The organism is Mycobacterium sp. PTI7, from assembly GCF_056679845.1.
Genome location: NZ_CM155252.1, coordinates 470,375 through 493,119, shown reverse-complemented (window position 1 = coordinate 493,119; position 22,745 = coordinate 470,375). Strand labels below are relative to the sequence as shown.

Genomic DNA, 22,745 nt, shown 5'->3' with positions numbered 1-22,745 from the left:
CGGTCACCGCCGCACCGGTCCGCGCAGCCGCGCCCACGTTCCGGGCTCGATGAACGCGTCGTAGCACTCGGTCAGCTCGATGCGATGGTGGTCGACCAGGCCCGTCGCATACGTGTCGAGCAGGTCGGCGTTCATGAGCGTCGTCGGACAGGTGGGGTAGAGCACCAGATCCGTCATGGCCACCGCACGCTGCTCCGCGGAGCCTGGCGTCGGGACCGTGCGCATCGGATCGGCGGCGATGGGCAGCGCCCGTGGAGCAGACCTGTCCAGGAGCCACGGGAACGGGTTGTAGTTGTTGAGCGACCAGATGGTGTCGAACCGCACCCCGTGCTCGATCTCCAAGCGGCGGATCGCGCCAACCGCATGATCGACGGCCAACAGGTAGGTGGCCTGAAAGTCCGGGTCGGAGAACAGCAGTGGCGTCGGCAGATTGCGTGACTCGACCAGGTCGGAGTACGCGTCGCGGTGCCCGGGGTAGAACCGCAGCATGTCTTCTGCACGCGCCGCGACCTCCGGCCTCGTACTCACGGCACCAAGCGTCCCGAGATGCTCGCCAGGGAGGGGCACCGCGACCGCGGACCCGGCGAACGCGCGTGCGGCCCTGTCCCCCACCGTCGCCGCCGGCGGGATCATCGCGAAGGCGACGAGCAGTACCGTCGCGCCGGTGATGACGTCACGTCCGCCGCTGCGGCGCACGTCCCGAAGAACCCGCACGCACACCGGCCACAGGAAGATGAGCGCCTGACTGCCGAGGTTCTGCGTCTCGGAGAAGACGCCCACGGCCAGGACCGCCAGCAGCCAGGCGGCGGGCCGATCGAGCAACGCCGCCGCTCGGGCACGGCTCCTCGTCCGCACCACGTCGCGCACTCGTGCGGCCGGCGACAACCGGTCCGACCAGAGCAGAAGAACCGCCAGCGCGCCGACCGGCAGCAGGATGCCGACGTTCAGCGACGCCGCCTGCAGGAAGCGGGGGGCCAGGATCGCGCTGTTGATGCCGATCAGTGCGATGACGTCGGACAGGTAGTGCCCGACGAGTCCGCTCGACCACTCGACGGCGACGAGTGATCCTGCCACGCCGAGGGCTACGACCAGGCCGTCGCGTGGCCTGACCCGACCGGCGAGCACGGCGTACAGGCCCACGCCGACACCGGCCAGGAAGCCGGTGATCTTCAGGAAGAAGAGGGCTGTCAGGCTCGCCCATGCGAGCGCCGCGCGTAACCGTCGGTCGTGCACGAACAGGAGCGCTGCGACCAACACGTACAGCAGGTGGCAGACGTGACGGTTGTAGATCCCGAACCCGTCGGCGCCGGGAAACGGGTAGTAGGCGACGGTGTTGAACGGCAGCAGCGCGAAGAGGAGGAATGGCACCACGAGCACCCATCCGAGTGCCCGTGATCGTCGCGACACGTCCCAGGTCACCACGGCCATCAGTGGGGCGGTGATCAGCAGTGCCGACCACTGCGCCAGCAACAGAGGTTGGCCCTCCGGGAAGACGGCCGCGAGACCGGTGAAGAGGTAGTACCCGAGCGGACCCACGGGAGTGAAGAAGTCGGCGCCCGGCACCTGCCCGTCCAGGATGCGATTCGCGCCGTCGAAGTACTGGTATAGGTCCCAGTACATCGGGCCCAGCACCAATCGGACCGGGGTCAGCAGGACGAGGCTCGTCACCACCACGGCGACGGCGAGCCACGTGGTCGGCGCGGCGACCACGTTCCGTGCCCGGCGCATCGGGTCGATGGCGTGTGTCCGCGCGTCCATGACGGTCATCGGCCCCCCGGTCGCCGCGGCTAACTCGTCGCCGATCACCCGGCCCCCCTGGTGACGGCGACGGACATCGGGCGTCGATGTCCTGACGTGGACGATAGAGGCCCATCCCATCGCTCGCCGGGGAATGGCACGCGAAGGTATCCACTTCTCGCAAATCGACGGCAGGGTCCGCATCTTGTCCGTCCCTGCAGCCAGTCGGCATTGCCGTACACCGCCGGCCGTCCACCGATGACGTTGCAAAGGGTTGGTTAGGCTAAGTTTGGCCGCATCCGCAAAGGCACTCGTGGCGACGGGCCGACGCTGCTCTCGGCGCCGCCGCCTCAGCGCCGACCAGCAAAGACACCGTCTGAGCGGTGACCTGGGTCGCCGCGTGGGCCATACCGGGTACCATTGCCTCAGCAACGCACAGCGTAGTAACGAAAATGACAACGCCCGAAGACATCTCGTCCGGAAGTGAGCGCATGCCAACCGAACAACTGGTGCAAACCGTGAGAGACAATCGCGGTGACGTCGTCTACACCGACATCGAAGACCTGTGGCAGAGCTACGAGGACGTCCTCCTGCGGCTCGCCCACGAGATCAACGCCCAGGACATCGGCGAACTCGGTGGCGGCGCCAACCCGATCGTCGCCGATTCCGAGCGCTGGGGCTTCGCGCGGCAGCGGACGGTGCTCGACATCTCCGCCGTCGAACTCGAGAAGGCCCAGACGTCGGTCGAGACGCGCGTCGCCGATCTGTGCAAGCCGATCACCGACGATCTGAGCGCCTACGACCTGGTGTTCTCCCAGATGCTGTGCGAGCACCTGCCGAAGCCGCAGCAGTTCCACCAGAACTGCTTCAACCTGCTGCGGCCGGGCGGGCTCGCGGTGCACTTCTTCCCGACCCTCTACACGCTCCCCTACGTGCTGAACAAGATCATCCCGGAGGAGACCGCGCGGTCGATCCTGCGGAAGGTCCAGCCGGGCCGCCTCGACGACCCCAAGCGCGAGAAGTTCCCGGCGTTCTACCGCTGGACCACCGGCCCGACCGCCAAGGCCACCAAGCGATTCGAGAGCGTGGGCTTCGAGGTCGCCGGCTGGGAGGCGTGCTTCGGCCACCGCTACTACGAGGTGCTGCCCCCGCTGCACGCCGTCGAGGTCTCGAAGTCGAACTTCCTCCTGAAGCACCCGGTTCCGGCGCTGACCAGCTTCGCGGTGGTCATCCTGCGCAAGCCCGAGTAGACACCACCCCGAACGCACCGAAGCCCGGCATCACGAGAGATGCCGGGCTTCGTCGGTGTCGGAGGACCGCGCCGCGGTAGCGCGATGGCCGGCGCCGAGGATCAGTAGGCGCCGGAACCGCTCGCGACGGTGCGGACGGTCTTGGCGGCGATCAGGAGATCGTTGGTGATCGACCAGTTCTCGACGTAGGAGAGGTCCAGGCGGACCGAGTCCTCCCAGGACAGATCGGACCGGCCGCTCACCTGCCACAGTCCCGTGATGCCGGGCAGCACCAGAAGCCGGCGGCGGACCTGGTCGTTGTACGTGTCGACCTCGCGGCGCAGCGGCGGCCGCGGCCCGACGACGCTCATGTCGCGGCCGAGCACGTTGAAGAACTGCGGCAGCTCGTCGATGCTGTACTTCCGGAGGATGCGGCCGACGCTGGTGATCCGCGGATCGTCCTTGATCTTGAACAGCACACCGCCGTTGCTCTCGTTGACGTCGAGCAGGTTGGTGACCTGCTTGTCGGCGCCGTCGACCATGGTGCGGAACTTGACCATCTGGAACGGCTGACCCTCGAGGCCGATGCGCTCGGAGCGGTAGAACACCGGACCGCGGCTGGTGAGCTTGATCGCGACCGCGGCGACGAGCATCACCGGCAGCGCGCAGAGCAGCACCGACAGCGAGACGAAGTAGTCGAACGCCAGCTTTTGGATCTTCTTGGTGCCGCTGTACTGCGGCTTCTCGACGTGGATCAGGGGCAGTCCGGCGACGGGGCGGATGGTCAGGCGCGGACCCGCGACGTCGACGACACCGGGGGTGACCACCAGGTCGACGCCCAGCTTGTGCAGGTCCCAGGACAGCTCGCGCACGCCCTCGGGGCCGAGGTGGTCGGTGGTGGTCAGCGCGACGGTGTCGACGTTCGTCTTGAGGATGGCGTCGTGCACCTTGCCCTCGTCGCCCAGCACGGGAAGCGTTCCGACGCCGGGGATGTCGATGGTGCCGCCCGAGTTGCGACCGGTCAGACACACGCCGATCACGGCGTAGCCGTAGCCCCAGCCGCGCGTCAGTGACTGCACCAGGCTGCGGACCGCCCGCGCGTCGCCGACTGCGAGCACGGTCTGGACGCACCGTCCGCGCCGCCGCTGCCGGGCGAGGTAGAGGCGGCACAGGTTGCGACTCAGCAGGAGTCCGGCGAGTCCCAGCGGGAAGGCGACCGCGAGGTATCCGCGGGCGTACTCGGGCCGGAAGATCATGAGTGCGACCGCGACCACGCCGACGGTGGCGAGCGTGGCGGAGACCAGGCGGCGGTACTCCTCGACGCCGGCGCCGACGATGCGGGGCGAGCGCGTGCGGTACGCCGCGAGCAGCGACAGCCAGATGCCGGCGACGAACGTGGACAGGATGGAGAAGTAGATCTGCAGCGGGTCGAGGGCGGTGATCGGCGTGCCGAGCTTGATCATCTGGGCGCACGCCATGGCCACGACGACCACGATCACGTCGGTCAGCACCAGCGCACGCACGTAGCGGCGCTGCCAGTCCGGACCGCCACCCGAACCGAACGCGCTACGAGTCGCTCCTGCTGGAGCCAACACCTCTTCAGCCAACGACACGGCGAATCCTGTCTCTTAGTTTGCTGGCAGCTAACCAGAAACCCGTACTTCCCAGCCCCGCGTAACACTATGACATCGTTTGCCAGTGATCGCTACTCGTTTGGGAAACACCCAGGTTACCTGCATTCACCTTGAATGACGGCCTTCGCGAGGCCCCCCCACTGATACGCATATACGTACTCCCAGAACAGTGGCGAATAGTGGTAGCGCCGTGGCACCGCAAACATCGTCACCGCCCCCGGTTCGTCCGAAAAACATTGGCGAAAGATCATCCGGGCGCGCCGCAGGTGGTACTGCCAGCTCACCACGATGATCCGTTTCCACCCCCGCTGATCCGCCAACTCTCGCATCATCAGCGCCTCGCCGCGCGTCGTCAATGGATCGGGAACCGGACACAGGACCTGGATCGGGCCGCGGGTTCCCACGGTGTCGCGGCACTCGCGCTGCATGATGGGATCCGGTACCAGGTAGGGGTTCGACAGCACCACCGTCGGCGCCCACCCCTCCTTGGCCAGGGTGATGCCGAACTGCTCGCGACCATCGTGTTCGCCCCCGAGGACCACGATCGCGTCGACGGGCTGGAGCGGATCGTTGGCGGCCTTGGTGAACAGGAAGTACCCGCTGATGCCGACGTCGACCACGACCACCAGGACGACGACGAGCAGGGCCTTGACCGGCGTCCGCAGACGTCTAGCCGCGGGCATACCCCGCCAGCTCGTCCACGCTCATCTCCCGGTAGCTCTCCCACATCGCGAGGCCCATGTGCCGCAGGCCCGCCGCGTTGTAGTGCCTGTCGTCGACACCGTTCACGCATCCCGGCAGTCCCGGGACGAACGCCGTCCGCAACCGTCGACGCGGCGTATCGGCGTGAATGGCGTCGATGACGGAATAGTCCTTGTTGCTCAGTTCCATTTCGTCGGGGACCATTCCCCCGAGAATGAATGGCACCTGCTCGCCATATCGCCCGCGGAGATCGTCGATGACGAGATCGAGTTTCTCCCGGTACACCTTTCCCGACGTGAGCGGGACGTCGGATTCACCCTGGTGCCACAGAATGGCGGCGACGGTGCTGCCCGGCGTGACCGCGAGCGCGGCGTCGATGGCGGCCACGCCGTTGCGGTAGAGGTTCACCCGCGTCGAGGTGTTCAGCGGATCCCAGGTGTAGCCGTTCTTCGGGGCGAACGAGGTGTCGCCGCGGGCGCCGGGGACAAGCAGGACGTGTCGGCCGGTCTCCTCGGCGAGCTGCCTCCCGAAGGTCGTCCCGAACCCGACCCCGCCGCCGGGGATCTCGTGCATCAGCGGATCCACCGCGAGGATGACGCGGTGCTTGTCCGGCCCGCTCAGCGCGTACTGGTGCACCCGCGGGTGCGGGCGGTCGAGGCGCTCGAGGTCGAGGCCCTTGCCCATGCCGAACGCGTTGGACTGGCCGAGGATGGGCACCACCAGGTACGGGCGGTCCGGCGTGTCCACGGGGACGCCCCGGCGGGCGATGCGCCGCTTGACCTCGCTCTTGGCCTGGAAGGCGAACAGCTTCCACTTGGCGACGTCGCCGTCGGCGTTCCTAAGTGCAGTCATTCGGTGCCGGCTTCCCTGCGAATCGGTCGGCGAGCCACTGGAACTGGCTCTCGATGTCGATGTCACCGTGGCCCTTGTGGGGCTGCAGCTCCCAGTCGATGACGCCGCCGAGGGCGCAGGCCCGCGCGATGGCGTCCGTCGTCCACCGGGCGTCGATGTAGGTGTCGTCGGCGCCGTAGATCACCGACATCGGCGCAGACAGCCTGGTCTGCGGCAGTGCCCAGGCGGCGAGCAGTTGGCGGATCCGGTCGGCGGCGGCGGGGGTGGCCGGCGCGAGGTCCTTCGACGTGACGAGCTTGAGCGCCGCCTCCCGGTCGTGCACCTCCATGCCGGCGCACGTCGACAGGAAGTCCCAGTACTGCGCGGCGGGGCCGCGTCGGAAGTCGTCCCGGTTCACGTCGGGGTGCAGTCGGGCGAGTGATTCGACGACGGCCTGGTAGCCGGGCAGCTGGTCATCGGTCAGCGTGCCCGCCACCGCCTTGTCGACCAGTCCCGTGACGTCCGCCGCCGGTGAGTTGGCGATCGCGCCGACGAGGTCGAGTTCGGGCGCGTGGCCGGCGGCCTGCTCGTCGGCCGCCCACGACGCGCCGCCACCCTGCGATCCGCCGAACGCCAACCAGCGGTCGGAGACGTTGGTGAACGTGTGCCGCAGCGCGCGGACGGCGTCGATCATGTTCAGGCCGGCGGTCTTGCCGTCGGTGTAGGGATGCACGCCGTCGGCGCCGAGTCCCTGGAAGTCGGACATGGCCACCGCGTAGCCGCCCTTGACGAATCCCGAGATCGGTTCGGCGAGCCCGAGCAGCGAATCCGACAGGGACGGAGCGCATTCGCGGTCGATGCCGGTGGTGCCGTGCCCGAGCGAGATCACCGGCCAGCCACCCTCGGGTGGTTCGCCGAACGGGGTGAACACGGTTCCGGACACGACGGTCTCCCGTCCGGTGTCACCGCTGGTCGACCGGTACTCGACCCGCGCGGACTGCATTCCCCTGCCGTACCCGGACCGCGCGAACCCCGGCATGGTGGTCGCACTGACCAGGGACCCGGGACCGGTGTCGCTCAGGTCGGCGGTCCTGATCGGCTCCGGCGCGGCGCTGCTGGTGTCCTCGCCGCGCAGCGCCTCGATCACCCTGGCGCCCAACGCCCGGCCCGCGGGCAGTGCGACGCCGACCGCAGCGACCGCGACCACGCACGTCAGGACGACGAGCGTCCACAGCAGGCCCCGCCGCATCACGCCCACCGGTGCCGGTAGCGCCTGGCCAACTTCATCACGGGTTCCTCGACGAGGTAGTAGGTGGCGACGGACAGCACCGTGGTGACGACGAGCACGACCACGGTGTTCTGCAGCATGCCGGTCAGGGTGTCGTCGGCCATCAGGCCCCATCGCCCCAGCACCAGCATCACCGGGTAGTGCCACAGGTAGACGGACAGCGAGATCGTGCCGATGAACCGTACCGGCCGGACGTCCAGCCACCGGGCGATCGCGGAGTCCTCACCGCGGGCGAGCGGCGCCACGATGATCAGGATCGCCACCCCGCAGGCCATGCCGAGCGCGCTGGTGCCGTACGGGCTGCGCAGCCCGATCAGCAGCAGGGTCAGGAACAGCAGCGGGAACAGCGCGATGATGCTGAGCCGTCGCACGTTGCGGCTCAGCGCCTCACTCGGGGACCGCTGTTCCATCGCCACGAACGCGACGGCGGCGAGCATGCCCGCGGCGAAGTTGTCGGCGTTGGTCAGCAGCGTGCGGGAGTACACCGCACCCCAGTTGGGTCCCCAGTCGAGCGCGGCGGGGTCCAGGATGCCGGTCCGTGCGTTGACCAGCGGGATGAAGAAGCGGCCGACGAGGCCGAGCACCACGAGCGACGTGGCGCCGATGAACGCGATGGTGAACGGGCCGAGCCCGGTGCGCCTGCGCATCGCGAACAGCACCATGCACAGCAGCGGCAGGATCGCGTAGAACGCGTACTCCAGCGTGAGCGACCAGGACGTGTTGATGCCGGTCTGGAAGTACTGCGGGACGTAGGACTGCGTCAGGGTCAGGTTGGCGAGCAGCTGCCACGGATCGGTGATCATCCCGGTGCCCTGCTCGGTGCGCGGCGGCTGCAGCACGGGGTTGGACACGAACGCCGCCTGCAGCACGAAGTTCACCAGCAGGAAGATGACGACGTAACCGGGCAGGATGCGGGCGATGCGGTGGACCGCGAAGTTGGCGGTGCCCGGCATCGCGGCCCCGTCGCGGCGCTCGGTGAGGCCGCGGACGTACGGCAGGAACAGCAGGAAGCCGCTCAGCACGTAGAAGAAGATCAGCGACATCCCGACGACGTTGGTCTTGTACGCCGCCGCCGTGTCCGGGGTGTAGTGCGCGGTGACGTGCATGACGGCGACGCCGAGGCAGGACAGTCCGCGAGCACCGTCGAGGCCGATGATGCGCGCCCGCGTGGTCCCGGCGGGGGTGGCGGTCGCCGCCACCGTCCGCCGCTTCATCGTGGTCATTCGCCCTCGTTCGCCGGTACGTCTTCTGCGGGACCGACCACGGGTGCCTCGGCGACCGCCGGCGCGATGAACGACTCACAGCTGTTCGGCGCGGGCACGCCTGCGAAGCGATCCGCGATCCAGGGCAGGGTGCTGCTGACGTCGATGTCGCCGTGCCCCTTGTCGGGTTGCAGGTTGATGTCCACGACGTCACCCATCTCGCAGGCTCGCTGCAACGCTGCGTCGGTCCACGCCGGCGGTATGAGCGCGTCCTGACCACCATAGATGACGAGCGCCGGTGCATCCAGGGGACTTCTTGGCAAACTCGACTCGGCCAGGTGGTCGCGCATCGCGGTGGTCGCTTCCGGGCTGGCCGGACGCAGATCGTCGGGCGTGATCTGCTCGATCGCCTGATCGCGCTCCTGCGACGTGGCGAACTCGCACTGCAGCAGCAGGTCCCAGTTCTCCTGAACCGCGCCACGCCGGTACTGGTCGAGGTCGACGCCCGGGTTCTCCCGCGAGTACACCTCCAGCAGCGCCTGGTAGGCCGGCTGCTGCTCCTTGCCCAGCGTGCCGGCGGCCGCGGAATCGGCGAAACCGCTGATGTCGAGCGGCGGGGACAGGCTGACCGAGCCCACGAGGTTCAGGCCGCGCCCGTAGGAGATGTTCAGTTCGTTGGCCGCCCAGGAACCCTGCGCACCCTGCGACATCCCGAAGGCGAGCCACCGGTCGGACGTGTCGGGTACGACCTTCCGGGCGGCGCGCACCGAGTCGATGATGTTGAAGGCGGCCGTCGTGGCGTCCAGGTACGGGTGGTAGGTCGAGTCGTCGCCGAGACCCTGGAAGTCCGTCATCGCCACGACGTAGCCGGCCTTGACCAACGTCAGGATGGTCGTCGACAGGTTCATCAGCGTCGGTGACAGCGACGGCGCGCACTCCGACAGGATTCCCGTGGTCGGGTGCCCGAAGGCCACGACGGGCCAGCCGCCCTCCGGCGCCTTGCCCGTGGGCGAGAAGACCGTGCCGGTGACCGTGGTCTTCTCGTCGGTGATGCCCGAGACCGATTCGTAGGCGATCCGTGCCGCCACCGAACTCACGGACTTGAGTCGCATGTCGATCAGCGGGATCGTCGTCGCCGAGGTCAACGTGCCCGGACCGGACCCGCTGAAGTCGCCGGGCAGGTCCACGCCGGCGTCGGCGGACGACGGCGGCGGGGGCGGGGTGGTGTCCTTGGCGCAGGCACCCGCCAGCGCGGTGACGGTCAGCGCGGCGCAGATGGCAGCGGCGACGCGCCGACGGCCACGCGGTCGGATCGACCTCACGTGAGACCCACGCAGACGTTGGCGAGGCGCTGGCCGTCGAATCGCTCCTGCAGCCATCCGAGCGCCGACTGCGTCACCAGGTCGTTGCTGGTGTTGGTGTCGCCGATGCGTCGGTCCACCTGCACGGGATTGCCCCTTCCGCAGGCGGTGCGGGCGGCGTCGTCGATCCACTGGCCCTGCACGGAGGGGTCGTCGGTGGCGTAGACGACCAGCACGGGCGCGGCGGGACCGCTCGATTCCAGCGGCACGGCGGCGGCGGCGATGTCGTCGCGCAGGCGGGCCGCGGCGGCGGCGTCGCGCGGCCGGATGTCGTCCGGGCCCAGCGGCGCGACGGCCTCGACGAGTGAACCGGGATCCAGCGGCGCGCACCGCGCGGTCACGTCGACGAGGTCCCGTGCGCGCTGCGAGGTGTACTCACCGATGTCGAGCTGGGCGGGCGAGTTGGCCAGGCTCTCGAGCACCAGGAGGTAGAGGTAGTACTGCTCACGCGGGAGCGCGCCCTGTGCGGCCAGATCGGCCATCCGGGACATGTTGGCCAGCGGCGCGAGCGCGACGGCGCCGACCATCTCGAGATCCGATCCGTAGGTCGACGCGCGGTCGGCGGCCGCCCACGCGGCGAGTCCGCCCTGGCCGATGCCGTAGGCGGCCCACTTGGTGCTGGTGTCGGGCGCGATGCGGCGGGCGGCGCGCACCGAGTCGATCAGGTTGTTGCCGAGCGTCGCCGCCTGCAACGGCAGGTGCTGTAGGCCCTCGCGGCCGAGGCCCTCGTAGTCCGACATCACGACGGCGTAGCCGTTGGAGATGAACACGGCGAGGATCGACGAGTAGCCGCCCAGTTCGTCGGCGAGCGACGGGCCGCACTGCGGGATGATCCCGGTGAGCAGGTGTCCGACGGCCAGGACGGGCCAACCGCCGCGCGGCGGTTGCCCCGGTGGGACGACGACGACGCCGGACACCTCGGTGGGCCGGTCGTCCAGGCCCGACGTCGACCGGTAGGTCATCTTGACCGCGGTCGCGTTGACCTGATCGAGGCCGATCGTGCGCTGCAGCGGCGCGACGTCGACGAGCGTGCCCGGCCCCTCCCCCGACATGTCCGCGGGCGGGAGGACCGGCGCACCGACGAAACCAGGTTCGAGGGTCCGCGGCGGTCGCTCGCCACGCGGCGGTGGCGGCACCTCGTGGGCGCAGCCGACCAGCAGCGTCAGGAGCCCTGCGAACAGCAGGGCCAGGGTGCGGCGAACCACCTCGTCAGTGGCCTTCGCCGGAACCGGGAGCCGTCTGTGCGCTCGGCTTGACCAGCTGCGGCGTGTCGACGCGCGTGGTGGGTGCGTCGTCGTCCCGGTCTGCGGGCCTGTTGCCGTTCTCCCCCGCGCCGCGCGGCTTGCCGTGCCTGCGCCGTGCGGCGGAACTCACCGGGTCGAACGTGGCGACGGTGCCGATGACGTTGACGCGGGCCCCGCGCAGCGCGGTGAGCGCCCGCTTGAGCGTGGTCGCCCTGGTGGATCGGATGCGCGCCAACAGGATTGCGCCGTCGCCGAGTGCGGCGATGTTCGCGGCGTCGCTGTACTCGTTGACCGGCGGGGTGTCGATGATGACGTAGTCGAAGTTGCGGCCCAGTTCGGCAATCACGGCACCGGCCCGGTCCTGCGCCCACAGCTGGCCCGGGCGCGGCGGCACCGGACCCGCGGGCAGGACGGCGATCACGTTCTCGCCCACCTGCACCCCGGAGAGCACGCCCTCGGCGAGCTGGTGCTCACCGGACAGCACGGTGCTGATGCCGACCCGATCCGCGCGGTCGCGGGCGGCGCCGTCCAACGGCAGCGCGTCGGCGACGTGCGGTGCGTACAGGTCGCCGTCGACCAGCACGACCGACCGGCCCGCCTCGGCCAGCACCAGCGCGAGGTCGATGGCGACGCTGGTGCGCCCCTCCTCCTTCGACGGGCTGGTCACGGCGATCACCTTCGGCGGCGTGCCGTCGGTGGCGCCGGCGAACCGCAGGTTGTTGCGGAGTTCGCGCAGCCATTCGGCGTAGATGCCGTTGCCCTCGAGGTCGACGAAGTCGGCGGAGCGTCGCATCGGGTCGGCGGGCAGCGATCCGAGCAGCGTCGACGCGGTGGCCTCCTCGATCGGCTCGCGGCCGCGCAGCCGCTTGTCGAGCACGCCGGCGAGGATCGCCAGCAGGAATCCGATGACGAGGCCGGCGACGGCGCCGATCGCGGTCTTGATGGGCCAGGACATCCCGGCGGCCTTGGTCGGGTAGTCCGCGTCGTCGACGACGACGGCGCCCGCGGCGGGCGTGCCACCGCGGCGCGAGGTCTCGAGTTCGCCGATCAGGTTCACCAGCTGGTCGGAGATGGCACCCGCGTAGGCCTGGGCCTGCGCCGGGTCGGGATCGGTGACGCCGATGGTCAGCATGACCGTCTTCTCCAGCGGCAGGGCGGTGATCTTCGACCGGAGTTCGCCGGCCGAGATGGGCGCCTTCAGCTGGTCGACGGCACGCGCGGCGACCTGCTCGCTGGTCGCGAGGCGGGCGTAGGAGATCACCCGCTCCTGGGAGAACAGGTTGTTCTGATACGCCTCGGCGACCGACGTGCCGTTCTGCGTCGCCACGAACAGCGTCGCGGTGGACTGGTATTCGGGTGTGGAGAAGTAGCTCCAGGCGTAACCCGATGCGGCACCGATCAGTGTCGCGACGACGACGACCGGCCAGTACCTACGCAGAATGCGTAGATATTCCATGACAGACAAGGTCAGGTCCTCCTCGGTAGCGCCGTCGCAAACAGGTCACACAGTAGCGGTCGTGGTCGTTCTCGCGCGCCGTCGGGCACGGGTTTCCGTCTTTGCCGGCAGGCGTCGGGGGCCGGTCGTCCGGCCGCGCAGCCACGGCCGCGAAATGGCGTCGGTGCCATTGCATCGAGGGGATTGTCCTGCCGTGGCAAGACGATTCCCGACATTCGTCGACCGGTGAGTTGCGCGTTGCCCTTCGCCTTCTCCGCAAACACGACACACCGGATAAACGGCGCGCGAGTGCAGCTTGAAGCGTTTCGGACTATACCCGGCGAATCGTGGGAAACCGTTCTTCTGGCAGGAGACGGTTGCCATTCCCCGATACTCGTCGCGAACGGCGTGCCGTGGCGCGGATTCGAATTCGGCGACCGCCGGATTTCTCCGACTCCGTCCCGGCGACCGTGATTCGGGGGCGCGAAAGCCGTCATGATTCCGTCGCTTCCCGACGGGCGTCGACCGGTGTCCCGGCGGTTCCCGTCGCGCGGTGGCGCGAGCGTTCCGCAAACCCGGTCAGGACGAGCCACCGTGGCCCCGGCCCAGGACGAGCGCGACCACTGCCTGCCGCCCCCGGCCCGCGGTCCAGTAGTCCTGGTTCGCGGCGAAGAGCGCCCGCCCCGCGGCGGCCGCGGCGGCGGAGTCGGTGAGCATCAGGCGGCACGCGGCGACGAAGGCGTCGTCGTCGTCGTGGACCGGGAGGTCGAGCACCCGGTTCAGCGAGCCGACCGCCGCGGTGGTGCCGACGACGGGCAGGCCCATCCGGATGGAGTCGAGGAGTTTCACCCGGACGCCGCCGCCGGTCCGGATCGGCGCGATCATGGCCCGGCAGGTGGCGAGGAAGCCGTGCAGATCGTCGACGAACCCGAGGTCGCGGACGCCGGCCGGGTAGGCGACCTCGGGCGCGCCGGTCTTCTTCGCACCGATCACGCACAGTTCGGCGCCCTCGATGCCGTCGGCGATGCGCGGCCACAGTCGAAGCGCGTGCTCGAAGGCCTCCTGGTTGGGCGCCCAGTCGCGGGTGCCCATCAGCACCAGCCGGCGCGGCGTGGCGGCGACGTCGACCTGGGCGATCGGCGGCAGCCGCAGGTCCAGCCACTGCGCCCCGGCGATGCCCTGGGCGCGGAACGCCTCGGCCTCGTCGGCGTCGAACGTCGCGACCGCGTCGGCGGCCCGTGCCACCCGCAGCTCGTCGCGGACCAGCCGGGGCGCCTCGATGCGGCCGAGCGTGCCCCGCGTCGCCCGCCACACCAGGGCCTCGGGCACGTGGGTGTTGACGACGAGCCGGGTGACACCGGCATGGCGGCTGCGCAGGAAGGACTCGGCCATGTAGCTGTGCTCGGCGACGAAGACGTCGGGGTCGGCCGCGTCGATCGCGGCCACCAGGTCGTCACCGTCGAACCGGACGTGCACCAGGCTGCGGCGGGTGCGGAGCGCGTCGACGAGCAGACGGGCGGGGTTGATCGCCGGTTTGCGCACCCGGGTCAGCGGGACGGCGCGGCCGTCGAGGTCGATGACCGCGGTGCCGGCGTCGGGCGAGTAGCAGATCGCGGAGACGTCGAAGTCCTCGGCGGCCAGGCCGAGGATGAGGCGGAACATCTCGACGTCGCCGCCGTGCTCGAGGAGCGGGTCCTTCGACAGCAGGAACGTCACCGAGGTCGCGGTCACGGTGTCGGAGCCTTGCGCTTCCAGAAGTAGATCGCGTAGGCGAACGCCGCGAGCAGGGCGACGTCGGCGGTGGTCGTCGCGATCGCCGCGCCGACCGCGCCGAGCCCGAGCCATACCAGTACCGCGAGGAACGCGAACTTGAACGGGATCAGGGTCACCGCGGCCACGAAGCGGAGCCGGTCGCGGTGCTGGGCGTAGAGGATCACCTGGAAGACGGCGATCACCGTTCGCACCCCGGCGAACCCGGCCATGATCAGCATGACGACGCCGACCACCTGCGGTGCGGGCGAGAGCAGGATGCCCACCCCGACGACGAGCACCACCAGGCCGACGATGCCGCCCAGCATCAGGGTGGTCTTCAGTTTGGGTCCGGTGGCCAGGTCGCCGCCGCTCTTGCGCAGCGGTTCGTGGTAGGTCATCACGAACGACTGCCCCACCGCGGCGAGTGCGCTGCCCAGCATGAGGGCGATGTTGTAGTAGCCGACGATGGTGGTGTCGGTGAGCCAGCCGAGCAGCAGCACGTCGCCCTGCAGGTAGAGCGTGGTGCCGAAGCACATCTCGCCCATCAGGATGGCCATCAGCCGCGGGTTGCCCGGCAGCCCGGGTCGGTGGCCGCGGACGGCGAACGCGGCCAGCACCAGGAACACCGCGTACGGCGCGCAGTAGAGCAGGCAGGCGCCGAGCAGCGTCGGGGCGTCGAACGCGAAGAGGTACACCAGGGCGAGGCCGACCCCGGCGACCTGGCGGCCCGCGCCCCAGCGGTACACCCGGTCGGGGTGTCCGTCGCGGGCGTCCCGGCTGATGTAGCAGTTCACGGTGATCTCGCCGCCCGCGACCATCAGGCCCAGGAATCCGATGAACGAGAACGGGATCAGTGCCGCGCCGGCCGCCATCAGGGTGACGCCGACGAGGAACCGGCTGGTCCGCTCGCGGTTGAACCGCTCCTCGGACTCGCGCATGGCGCGCACCGTCCACGGGTTGTCCAGGGTGGGCCCGACGATGGTCGCCGCGGCGAACGCCATGGCGTAGAGGCCGTAGTCGGCGATGCCGAGCTTGCCGATGAGCGCGAAGGTCCACAGCAGGCCGACGCCGCGGGCGCCGTACATCCAGGCGATGCCCACCAGCGTCTTGAACAGGTTGCGGGGCTTCTCGTCACCCGGATCGCCCGTGGGCGGTTGCAGGTCCTTCTCCGGTGACGTGGCACCGAGCGGATCGACCGGGTGCAGCGGCTGGTTGGGCTCAGCCATCGAGGCCCAGGACCTCGGACCACGCGGCGGCGAACGCCTCGCCGGTGCGCGGGGCCGACCGTTCCGAGCGGGTGCGGGCGGAGTTCTCGCCGAGCCTGCGGACCCGGTCGTCGTCGGCGAGCAGGCCAGAGATCGCCGTGGCGAGTTCGCGGGTCACGGTGTCCGGGTCCGCGGGTTCGCCGATCCGGTTGACGCGCACCACGATCGCGCCGACGTTCTCGTCGAGTTCGGCGAGTGAGCCGTAGTCGGTGCAGATCTGCGGCGTGCAGTAGGCGTTCGAGTGCGCGACCACGCCGGACGCGGCGAAGCTCTCGGCGTAGAAGTGGCGCTTGCCGTAGGGCACGACGATCGCGCGGACCGAGTCGAAGAAGGCGTCCTCCGCCGGCCCGTCGACGGGTCCGAGGACGTCGACGCCGGGGATGGTGGGCAGATCCTCGGTGCCGCGTCCTGCGACGCGGATCCCGACGTCGGCGGGCAGCAGCTTGCGCAGACCCTCGATCTGCTCGAATCCCTTGCCGCGGTAGACGTGTCCGAAGAATCCCACGGCCCGTGGACGTTCGTGGGCGGGCCGGATCTCGGGACGGTCGCGCACGACGTGCGGGATGTACCGGGCGGTGGTCTCGGGGTAGGTCCGCTCGATCGACTGCCGCCCGGTCTCGGTGAGCGCGAACAGCGTGCGGCCGCGGTACACCGCACCCTCGAGCCGCCGGCTCAGCGGGCGCGCCGGGTAGTGGATGCCGTGGTTGAGCAGGCGGGACCGGGCCACGAATCGGGTGCGCGCGGGCATCCAGACGCCCTGCGGCGGATCGTGCACGGTGGCCGTGACGGGGACGCCCCGCAGGCCTGCCGTCGACCAGAACGGGGACAGCGCCGCGGTCGACAGCTCGGCGTGGACGAGGACGCGGCCGTGCGGCGCGGACGCGACGTACGACTCGACGGCCCTGCGGTGCCTGCGGATGTCGGACAGGGTGTTCTCCCCTGGCCCGCCGGTGCGGACCTGGACGACGTTGCCGAGGTGCGGGCGCACCGCCTCCACCACGTCCTCGGCGTAGTCGCCGACGGCGGTCCGGCCGAGCATGGGGCCGACGAAGACGAGTCGAAAGTCCTTGAGCGTCAGGCTCATCAGCAGAACAACGGGCGGTATCCGCCCTTGTACTTCAGTGCGTCGGGGTTGCGCTTGCCGATCACCTTGGCCGGCACGCCGCCCACGATCTCGCACTCGCCGATGTCCTTGGTGACCACGGCCTGCGCGGCGACCACGGCGCCACGGCGGACGTGCGCGGGCAGCACCATGGCGCGGCTCGCGATCCACACGTAGTCCTCGACGACGGTCGGATCGGGCACCGGCAGGAAGTCCGGATGGTTGACGTCGTGGCCACCACCGATGAACTGCACGTCGCTGGCGATGGTGACGTCGTTGCCGATGTAGAGGCCGGCACGGGCGTCGAGCAGGCACCGCGACCCGATCGAGGTGTTGTCCCCGACGGTGAGGAACTCGATGTCGAGGATCGTGGTGCCCAGCATGATGCACGAGTTGGTGCCGAGAGTGGCGCCGAACGCCTTGAGGAAGCCCTGCCGGATGAAGTGGAACGGGATGTGGGTGATGATCAGGTTGAAGACCACCTGCCCCACCCGGTTGCGCAGCTTCTGACGCAGTCCCATGTTCTGCATCCGGTAATTGGCCACCCTGCCGTCGGGCAGCAGGTCGTAGGTCGGCTCCGGGGGCAGCTTCAGGCCAGGTGCCGCGGCCTTCTTCTGCGCGACCTTCTGGGGGTCTGCCTTCGCGGGTTCCAAGGTCACCGCTGACGCTCCTGACGTAAACCGTTGTGGGACGTGTAGTTTCCGCGCGCCAGCCTAGCCGGTGGCGTCGACGTCACCGTGCAGCCACGAAGAGTTCGTCGACCGCTTCGTGCAACTTGTCGGCGAAGGCTTCCTGGCTGAACTGGTTGACGTGGCTGCGCACCTTGTCGGCGTCGAACCTGTTCGCCTCGAAGTGATCCAGCGCGTTGCCGATCGCCTGGGCGGTCGGCTCGTTGAAGTACATGCCGCTGACGCCCTCGTGAATGGTGTCGAGGAACCCGCCGAAGCGCAGGGCGATGGCCGGCCGTCCCCATGCGCCGGCCTCGAGTGGCGTGAGGCCGTAGTCCTCGTAGCTCGCCGCGATGATCGCCCGGCAGTGCTTGTACAGCCACGCCAGCTGGCCGTCGGTGAGGTCGGACAGCATCGTGACGTTGGGCGTCTTCGACGCGCGCAGGCGGTCGGCCTCGGGGCCGCGGCCGACGACGACGAGACGCCGCGACGAGCCGGCGAAGGACCGGATGATCTTGTCGACGTTCTTGTACGGCAGCAAACGTGAGACGACGAGGTAGAACTCCTCGTCGACCTGGTCCTCACGGTCCGGGGCGGCGGCGTCGACGCCCAGCCAGTCGAGCACCTCGGGCAGCGGCTCGACCCCGTCGGCGGGCATCATGGCCACGGGTGGGAAGACGATGTCGGCGTGGATTCCGTAGGCGTCGCCGATGCGGCCCTTGATCTCCGTGGAGTTGGCCAGGTAGCGGTCGCTGGACAGCGCCGCCGAACGGTCCCAGGACCGGAGGTAGCCGGAGGAGGCCCGCAGCCCCCACCGGGCGACCTTGCCGCCCTTGTCACCCAGGTACGTCTCCGCCTGGTACAGCCACCGCGCAGGCGAATGGCAGTAGACGAGTTTGCGCCCGTTCGTGCGGAATCCGTGTGCCCACCCGCTACTGCTGGTCAGGACCACGTCCGCGTCGACGAACACCGAGCGCGCGACCAGCGGCAGCACCGGCAGTGCCAGCCGGTGGTTGCGGCGCAGCGGCCGGATGCGGTTGAACGCCGGCACCCGCACGTCCAGGTCCTTGAACTCCGGGAACGTGGCGTCCGGGTCGTACAGCATCGTGTAGATGGGCGCGTCGGGAAAGGCCCTGCTCATCGCGAGGACGGTCTTCTCCGCGCCGCCGAGCTGCGTCAGATAGTCGTGCGCGATCGCTACGCGCGGTCCCCCGAAGCGAGTCTGCGTGCACTCTGGCAACACGTGTCCTACCTCGTCTAACGGTGTCTGCTGCTGAATGAGCGGCAAGTCCTGGGACGTCACACCGCCATGGTGCTCTCGTCCGCAATGATCGTACACGGAGCGGCGGCGTGGGTCGTGCCAGTTGAGACGTTGCTATGGCAAATGTTCAGCAAGTCCTCAGCAAAGAACCAATGGCCTGCTCAGAGGGCTGGTGACACCCGTCTCGCGCGGGTTGGGGCACCTTTGCCACCGGGTCGTGCGCGTCGTCGCGGCGGATCGGCGAATCATTGACGCCGCGGCAAGGCGGATTCCGCACCGCGGCGTCCGCCGCGCGCACGGGCGGGCTGCAGAAGGCGGCGTGTCGGCCGGCGGCGGCACGTTCGTCGGGTGGCCGCACGCGGATCCGCACGCGCCGTCCTGGAGATCTGCGTCACCGGTGCCGGTGCGCACCCCGGCTCAGAAGAACGGGATCTTGTACTTCCCGCTGTACTGCAACGCGTCCGGGTTGCGCTGGCCGATCAGCTTGCCGGGGACGCCGCCCACGATGCCGAGCGGCGGCACCTCCTTGTTGACCACCGTGTGCGCGGCGACCACCGCGCCCTTGCCCAGCAGGCACGGCAGGATCATCGCCCTGGTGCCGATCCACACGTGGTCGTCGATGACGATCGGGTCGGGCGGGTTGGGCGCAGGCACGAAGTTGGGGTGGTTGATGTCGTGCCCGCCGGCGATGATGTGCGTGTCGCTGGCAATCACCACGTCGTTGCCGATCGCGATGCCGGCCCGCGCGTCGAGCAGGCAGCGGAACCCGATCGAGACCCGGTCGCCGATCACGATGTAGGGGATCGACCAGACGCTGGTGCCACGGTTGATGGCCGAGCCCTTGCCGATCTTGGCGCCGCACAGCCGCAGGAAGCCGAGCCGGATGAAGTGGAACGGCACGTGCGTGAGGATCGAGTTGTAGAACAGCGCCAGGTAGAGGTGCAGGACCCGCTTGAGGAACGTCTCGCCCTCGAGCTTGTAGTCGAGGATGTTGCCGTCGTCGTCGGTCACCCACTCCATCCGGGGCGGAATGCGGACGTTCGGGTTGACCTCGCGCTTGCGCGCGATCATCTCCGGGTCTGATGCGAGGGGTTCGACGAACATGGGGCAGGGCTCCTGTCACGAATTCGGGATCACCATAACGTCGCTTGGCTAACGATCCCCGCTCGGACGCGCCTTCGGTGCGGCGGACGGTCGGGGACGCGACGCGAAAGAGCGATTAAGGGCTGCTTAAGAGCGAAGCCGTCGGCGGCGTTACGATCCCAGGCATGACGAGTGTTGCAGGCGAGCACGAGATCGACATCCACACCACGGCGGGCAAGCTCGCCGATCTGCGCAAGCGCGCCGAGGAGGCCGTGCATCCCGTCGGCGAAGAGGCCGTGGAGAAGACGCACGCCAAGGGCAAGCTGACCGCCCGCGAGCGCATCCTCGCCCTGCTCGACGAGGGCTCGTTCGTCGAACTCGACGCGCTGGCCCGCCACCGCAGCACGAACTTCGGACTGCAGCAGAACCGACCGGTCGGCGACGGCGTGGTCACCGGCTACGGCACGATCGACGGCCGCGACGTCTGCATCTTCAGCCAGGACGCCACGGTCTTCGGCGGCAGCCTCGGCGAGGTCTACGGCGAGAAGATCGTCAAGGTCCAGCAGCTCGCGATCAAGACCGGCCGTCCGCTGATCGGCATCAACGACGGCGCGGGCGCGCGCATCCAGGAGGGCGTCGTCTCGCTCGGCCTGTACAGCCAGATCTTCCGCAACAACATCCTGGCTTCCGGTGTGGTGCCGCAGATCTCGCTGATCATGGGTGCCGCCGCGGGTGGCCACGTCTACTCCCCCGCCCTCACCGACTTCGTCATCATGGTCGACAAGACCAGCCAGATGTTCATCACCGGCCCCGACGTCATCAAGACCGTCACCGGCGAGGACGTCACGATGGAGGAGCTGGGCGGCGCGCACACCCACATGGCGAAGTCGGGCACCGCGCACTACGTCGCCTCCGGCGAGCAGGACGCCTTCGATTACGTCCGCGACCTGCTGTCCTTCCTGCCGAGCAACAACTACGCCGACCCGCCGCGGTACCCGGCCCCGCCGCATCCCGGCGCGATCGAGGACAACCTGAACGACGAGGACCTCGAACTCGACACGCTGATCCCGGACTCCCCGAACCAGCCGTACGACATGCACGAGGTCATCTCGCGCATCCTCGACGACGACGAGTTCCTCGAGGTGCAGGAGGGCTACGCGCAGAACATCATCGTCGGCTTCGGGCGCGTCGACGGTCGCCCGGTGGGCATCGTCGCCAACCAGCCGACCCAGTTCGCCGGCTGCCTCGACATCAACGCCTCCGAGAAGGCCGCGCGGTTCATCCGCACGTGCGACTGCTTCAACATCCCGATCGTGCTGCTGGTCGACGTGCCGGGCTTCCTGCCGGGCACCGACCAGGAGTTCAACGGCATCATCCGCCGCGGCGCGAAGCTGCTCTACGCCTACGGCGAGGCGACGGTCGCGAAGGTCACCGTCATCACCCGCAAGTCCTACGGCGGCGCGTACTGCGTGATGGGGTCCAAGGACATGGGCGCCGACGTGGTGGTCGCGTGGCCGTCGGCGCAGATCGCGGTCATGGGCGCCTCCGGTGCCGTCGGCTTCGTCTACCGCCAGCAGCTCAAGCAGGCTGCGGCCGAGGGCCAGGACGTCGACGCGCTGCGCCTGCAGTTGCAGCAGGAGTACGAGGACACCCTGGTGAACCCGTACATCGCCGCCGAGCGCGGCTACGTCGACGCGGTGATCCCGCCGTCGCACACCCGCGGGTACGTGGCCACCTCACTTCGCCTGCTGGAGCGCAAGATTCAGCAGCTGCCCCCGAAGAAGCACGGGAACATCCCGCTGTGACCGCGGCATCCGATCCGAGCGAGGAGTCGACCGTGAGCGACGACGCCACCGCAGCCGATGCACCGGCGCCCGAGGCCGCGCGCGAGCCCGTGATCCAGGTGGTCAAGGGCAACCCCACCGACGCCGAGGTCGCCGCCCTGGTGACGGTCCTGGCGGGGGCGACCAACGGGGTCAGTTCCGCGGATCTCGAACCGCAGGAGCGCGACCTGTGGGGCCACCCCGTCGACAAGCTGCGCTACTCGGTGTTCAGCTGGCAGCGGGTCACCAAGGTGGAACGCACACACATGCGTCGATGACGCGGGTCGTCCTCGCGTCGGCCTCGTCGGGGCGGCGCAAGGTGCTGCGCAGCGCCGGCATCGATCCCGTGGTGATCGTGTCCGGTGTCGACGAGGACGCCGTGACCGCGGCCATGCCGCCGGATTCCGGCCCCCGGGACGTGACGGTCGCGCTGGCGGCCGCGAAGGCCGACGCGGTGCTCGGCGATCTGCCCCCGGACCTTCGGGCCGACGCCGTGGTGATCGGGTGCGACTCGATGCTCTTCCGCGACGGACGGCTGTGGGGCAAGCCCGCGACCCCCGACGCTGCCCTCGAGGGGTGGCGTGCCATGGCGGGCCGCTCCGGCGACCTGCACACGGGCCACTGCCTGATCCGCCTCCGGGACGGCGACGTGGCGCACCGGCTGACCGCGAGCGCCGTCACCCGCGTGCACTTCGGCTCGCCCACCGACGAGGACCTCGCCGCTTACGTCCGCAGTGGTGAACCCACCGCCGTCGCGGGTGGCTTCACGCTCGACGGGCTCGGGGGCTGGTTCGTCGAAGGCGTCGACGGCGACCCGTCGGCGGTGATCGGGATCGGCCTGCCCCTGGTGCGCGGATTGATCGAACGCAGCGGGCTGTCGATGGCCCGGCTGTGGGCCGCCAATCCCGTGGCCTGACGCCGACCCGAGGCACGACCTGCCCCCGCACGGGTGCGGCAAAGAATCCCTCGACGCCGCCACGTGTACTGCACGCCCCGAACCGGCATGGCCCAACGTCGCGAATCGAGTGACGTAGACCACGACCGCGCCGGTGTACTGGGGATACCACGACGATCCATGGCATGATCACGACGCCGTCGGATTATTTGCCATAATTCACGGTAGTGGAA

19 protein-coding genes are annotated in these 22,745 nt (G+C 69.3%); 4 read left to right on the top strand and 15 right to left on the bottom strand.

The features are described from left to right. Positions 1–3 precede the first annotated feature (3 nt). Positions 4–1,767 carry a hypothetical protein gene (locus AC1MEY_RS02350; protein ID WP_480229144.1) on the bottom strand — a complete coding sequence of 588 codons (1,764 nt, stop codon included), beginning with the start codon at positions 1,765–1,767 and terminating at the stop codon, positions 4–6. A 488-nt stretch (positions 1,768–2,255) separates the two neighbouring features. Here AC1MEY_RS02350 and AC1MEY_RS02345 point away from each other — a divergent pair, with 488 nt between their 5' ends. Beyond that, positions 2,256–2,987, top strand: coding sequence for a class I SAM-dependent methyltransferase (locus AC1MEY_RS02345; protein WP_480229143.1), 732 nt, complete (start codon positions 2,256–2,258; stop codon positions 2,985–2,987). Between the two features lie 101 nt (positions 2,988–3,088). Here the strand turns inward: AC1MEY_RS02345 and AC1MEY_RS02340 are convergent, their stop codons facing one another. The 14 genes from AC1MEY_RS02340 to AC1MEY_RS02275 form a co-directional block, all read right to left on the bottom strand. Next, positions 3,089–4,579 carry a sugar transferase gene (locus AC1MEY_RS02340; protein WP_480229142.1) on the bottom strand — a complete coding sequence of 497 codons (1,491 nt, stop codon included), beginning with the start codon at positions 4,577–4,579 and terminating at the stop codon, positions 3,089–3,091. Positions 4,580–4,695: 116 nt separating this feature from the next. After that, complete coding sequence (locus tag AC1MEY_RS02335; RefSeq protein ID WP_480229141.1) at positions 4,696–5,226, bottom strand: YdcF family protein; 531 nt, start codon at positions 5,224–5,226, stop codon at positions 4,696–4,698. 43 nt (positions 5,227–5,269) lie between these two features. Continuing rightward, entirely contained in the window at positions 5,270–6,154 is an 885-nt protein-coding gene (locus AC1MEY_RS02330; protein ID WP_480229140.1) for a sialate O-acetylesterase, read from the bottom strand. Beyond that, a complete protein-coding gene (locus AC1MEY_RS02325) occupies positions 6,141–7,382 on the bottom strand; it encodes a lipase family protein (protein WP_480229139.1) in 1,242 nt (413 codons plus the stop codon). The genes AC1MEY_RS02330 and AC1MEY_RS02325 overlap by 14 nt, the downstream gene beginning before the upstream one ends. Then, positions 7,382–8,644 carry an acyltransferase family protein gene (locus AC1MEY_RS02320; protein ID WP_480229138.1) on the bottom strand — a complete coding sequence of 421 codons (1,263 nt, stop codon included), beginning with the start codon at positions 8,642–8,644 and terminating at the stop codon, positions 7,382–7,384. The genes AC1MEY_RS02325 and AC1MEY_RS02320 overlap by 1 nt, the downstream gene beginning before the upstream one ends. Next, on the bottom strand, positions 8,641–9,945 hold the full coding sequence (locus AC1MEY_RS02315; protein WP_480229137.1) for a lipase family protein: 1,305 nt from the start codon (positions 9,943–9,945) through the stop codon (positions 8,641–8,643). The genes AC1MEY_RS02320 and AC1MEY_RS02315 overlap by 4 nt, the downstream gene beginning before the upstream one ends. Next, the gene (locus AC1MEY_RS02310) at positions 9,942–11,189 is read right to left on the bottom strand and encodes a lipase family protein (protein WP_480229136.1); all 1,248 of its coding nucleotides are present in this window, start codon (positions 11,187–11,189) and stop codon (positions 9,942–9,944) included. The genes AC1MEY_RS02315 and AC1MEY_RS02310 overlap by 4 nt, the downstream gene beginning before the upstream one ends. 4 nt (positions 11,190–11,193) lie before the next feature. Beyond that, the gene (locus tag AC1MEY_RS02305) at positions 11,194–12,684 is read right to left on the bottom strand and encodes a tyrosine-protein kinase domain-containing protein (RefSeq protein WP_480229135.1); all 1,491 of its coding nucleotides are present in this window, start codon (positions 12,682–12,684) and stop codon (positions 11,194–11,196) included. 558 nt (positions 12,685–13,242) lie between these two features. Then, positions 13,243–14,394 (bottom strand): glycosyltransferase, encoded by a 1,152-nt coding sequence (locus tag AC1MEY_RS02300; protein WP_480229134.1) that lies wholly within the window; start codon positions 14,392–14,394, stop codon positions 13,243–13,245. After that, complete coding sequence (locus tag AC1MEY_RS02295) at positions 14,391–15,641, bottom strand: lipopolysaccharide biosynthesis protein (RefSeq protein ID WP_480229133.1); 1,251 nt, start codon at positions 15,639–15,641, stop codon at positions 14,391–14,393. The genes AC1MEY_RS02300 and AC1MEY_RS02295 overlap by 4 nt, the downstream gene beginning before the upstream one ends. After that, a complete protein-coding gene (locus AC1MEY_RS02290; protein ID WP_480229132.1) occupies positions 15,634–16,764 on the bottom strand; it encodes a glycosyltransferase family protein in 1,131 nt (376 codons plus the stop codon). The genes AC1MEY_RS02295 and AC1MEY_RS02290 overlap by 8 nt, the downstream gene beginning before the upstream one ends. Continuing rightward, complete coding sequence (locus AC1MEY_RS02285) at positions 16,764–17,441, bottom strand: acyltransferase (RefSeq protein WP_480229131.1); 678 nt, start codon at positions 17,439–17,441, stop codon at positions 16,764–16,766. The genes AC1MEY_RS02290 and AC1MEY_RS02285 overlap by 1 nt, the downstream gene beginning before the upstream one ends. A gap of 73 nt (positions 17,442–17,514) precedes the next feature. Next, entirely contained in the window at positions 17,515–18,591 is a 1,077-nt protein-coding gene (locus tag AC1MEY_RS02280) for a glycosyltransferase (protein ID WP_480229130.1), read from the bottom strand. 537 nt (positions 18,592–19,128) lie between these two features. Beyond that, positions 19,129–19,815, bottom strand: a complete 687-nt coding sequence (locus tag AC1MEY_RS02275) for an acyltransferase (RefSeq protein ID WP_480229129.1) — start codon at positions 19,813–19,815, stop codon at positions 19,129–19,131. Positions 19,816–19,979: 164 nt separating this feature from the next. Here AC1MEY_RS02275 and AC1MEY_RS02270 point away from each other — a divergent pair, with 164 nt between their 5' ends. From AC1MEY_RS02270 to AC1MEY_RS02260, 3 genes are read left to right on the top strand one after another with little or no spacing between them, the layout of a single operon-like run. Continuing rightward, positions 19,980–21,599, top strand: coding sequence for an acyl-CoA carboxylase subunit beta (locus tag AC1MEY_RS02270; protein ID WP_480229128.1), 1,620 nt, complete (start codon positions 19,980–19,982; stop codon positions 21,597–21,599). Between the two features lie 32 nt (positions 21,600–21,631). Continuing rightward, a complete protein-coding gene (locus tag AC1MEY_RS02265; protein ID WP_480229127.1) occupies positions 21,632–21,895 on the top strand; it encodes an acyl-CoA carboxylase subunit epsilon in 264 nt (87 codons plus the stop codon). Further along, positions 21,892–22,533 (top strand): Maf family protein, encoded by a 642-nt coding sequence (locus AC1MEY_RS02260; RefSeq protein WP_480229126.1) that lies wholly within the window; start codon positions 21,892–21,894, stop codon positions 22,531–22,533. The genes AC1MEY_RS02265 and AC1MEY_RS02260 overlap by 4 nt, the downstream gene beginning before the upstream one ends. Positions 22,534–22,745 lie beyond the last annotated feature (212 nt).

Bases quoted from the DNA above. Each gene is read 5' to 3' on its own strand.
- AC1MEY_RS02350 (WP_480229144.1), bottom strand. From the start codon at position 1,767: ATGACCGTCATGGACGCGCGGACACACGCCATCGACCCGATGCGCCGG.
- AC1MEY_RS02330 (WP_480229140.1), bottom strand. From the start codon at position 6,154: ATGACTGCACTTAGGAACGCCGACGGCGACGTCGCCAAGTGGAAGCTG.
- AC1MEY_RS02325 (WP_480229139.1), bottom strand. From the start codon at position 7,382: ATGCGGCGGGGCCTGCTGTGGACGCTCGTCGTCCTGACGTGCGTGGTC.
- AC1MEY_RS02320 (WP_480229138.1), bottom strand. From the start codon at position 8,644: ATGACCACGATGAAGCGGCGGACGGTGGCGGCGACCGCCACCCCCGCC.
- AC1MEY_RS02305 (WP_480229135.1), bottom strand. From the start codon at position 12,684: ATGGAATATCTACGCATTCTGCGTAGGTACTGGCCGGTCGTCGTCGTC.
- AC1MEY_RS02295 (WP_480229133.1), bottom strand. From the start codon at position 15,641: ATGGCTGAGCCCAACCAGCCGCTGCACCCGGTCGATCCGCTCGGTGCC.
- AC1MEY_RS02290 (WP_480229132.1), bottom strand. From the start codon at position 16,764: ATGAGCCTGACGCTCAAGGACTTTCGACTCGTCTTCGTCGGCCCCATG.
- AC1MEY_RS02280 (WP_480229130.1), bottom strand. From the start codon at position 18,591: ATGAGCAGGGCCTTTCCCGACGCGCCCATCTACACGATGCTGTACGAC.
- AC1MEY_RS02275 (WP_480229129.1), bottom strand. From the start codon at position 19,815: ATGTTCGTCGAACCCCTCGCATCAGACCCGGAGATGATCGCGCGCAAG.
- AC1MEY_RS02270 (WP_480229128.1), top strand. From the start codon at position 19,980: ATGACGAGTGTTGCAGGCGAGCACGAGATCGACATCCACACCACGGCG.
- AC1MEY_RS02260 (WP_480229126.1), top strand. From the start codon at position 21,892: ATGACGCGGGTCGTCCTCGCGTCGGCCTCGTCGGGGCGGCGCAAGGTG.